We start from the raw sequence: 1635 nt of genomic DNA, 5'->3' as shown, positions 1-1635 counted from the left end.
AAATAAGTTGAATCCTTTTGCTACTTGTCCAACTTCATCTTCAGAATATAATTTTAAACGGCGAGTTAAGTCACCTTCACCTTGGCTAATGTCATCTAAGGCATTTGCGGTATCACATAAGGGGCGGGTGATTTTAGCGGAAACATAAAGACTGATAAAAATCACAAGTACGATCAAAGCAGCACCAACAGTTCCTATAAGCACCATGGCTTTATTAATACTTGTATCAATCTTCATTCGAATGCTGGCAACTTCACTTTCAATATCATCAATATAAAAACCCGAGCCTACCATCCATTGAAATTTTTCTATTGGTTTTGCATATCCTAATTTTGCAACATCCCTATTGATAGATGGTTTGTTCCACATAAATTCAACATAATCACCCCCTTTTTTAGCACTCTCTATTAGTTTTTTGATGAAAGGAGTACCTTGAGGATCTTTGGCATCATAGAGGTTTTTCCCTTCAAGTTCGGGTTGTGCTGAGTGCACGACATTTTCACCATTATATTGAAAAACAAATATATAACCATCACTTGATTCACCATAATCAATACTACGCAAATAGCCTGCGACTTCATTTTTTATTTGCTCATCATTAATCCCACTCGCTTGTTCAACTAAACTGCTCACGGCAGACAATGATATATCAACGTAATTTTTAAGGGTGGCTCGTTTATCCTCCATCATAGTAATTTTAGTATTTTTAACTTGTTCTTCGCCAAGTTCCTGGAGTTGGATATTGACCAAAAACATAATAACTAATACTGCGAGCGTTATAGGAGCTATTGTAAGCAACAAAATTCTTTGCTTAATACTTAATGTGTTCATGATCACCCTTACTGGTTGGTGTGCTTTATAAGCAGGTAAAACTAAACGTTAAATTGATAGAAGATTTCAACATACCTATTTATAAATATTTATTTCTACAAAGTAGTACGTATAAAACTTTATTTTAGTATTAGAAATGACTCTAATCGATAAAAATTAATATTCATAAGTGACGTGAATTCAATCTAACCGACACATACTTTATTTAAAGCATCTACTTACATTGTAGGAAATATTATTATAATTTCCACTTTTTCATAATATTTCTAACTGCTTTTGATGTCAAAGCTTATTGTTTAAGTTAATGTTTAGGCTGTGTTTTATGATGGTAAATATAAGGAATAGCTTTTTGAACTTGCCTTATAACTATAGGTTTACCATTTTTGAAGCTATTAGGTTGCATCGGATTTAACGTTAAGTTTTCTATCCAATCATTACCACTTGTCATTTGAATGGGGGGCAAGGAGATTGAGTAAAGTTGTATCACTATCGAGTTCTGGTAATACTCTGCTTGCACTAAATGATACTCTTGGTTTTATATTTTACTCACCTATTTTGTCGCGCTGGCTCAAGTAACCTTATAATCACTAATAGAGGTATTATTATCAGTAGGTTGGTTTGTTATGGCTACATTTCTAAAAGTATCAAACCGCGCTTGCGTCATAAACTCTTCAAATAACATGGCGTATCTTCTCATAAACGGATGCTATTTTAGTTCAATTTAGCAGCTTGTTACGCTTGAAGACGGGGATATTGTTGCCGGTAGTGAGTTTATAGGTAAAGTAAAAAAGGCAATCAAACACT

At 33.7% G+C, this 1635-nt stretch carries 1 protein-coding gene; it reads right to left on the bottom strand.

Annotated features, from left to right (window positions below; genetic code table 11):
- A partial coding sequence (locus tag KO509_RS01270) for a cache domain-containing protein (RefSeq protein ID WP_215971480.1) occupies positions 1 to 831 on the bottom strand: 831 nt, incomplete at its 3' end.
- Positions 832 to 1635: the final 804 nt, after the last annotated feature.

Source organism: Colwellia sp. C2M11 (assembly GCF_018860915.1).
Lineage (GTDB): Bacteria > Pseudomonadota > Gammaproteobacteria > Enterobacterales > Alteromonadaceae > Colwellia.
This window is presented reverse-complemented; position numbering and strand designations above follow the sequence as displayed.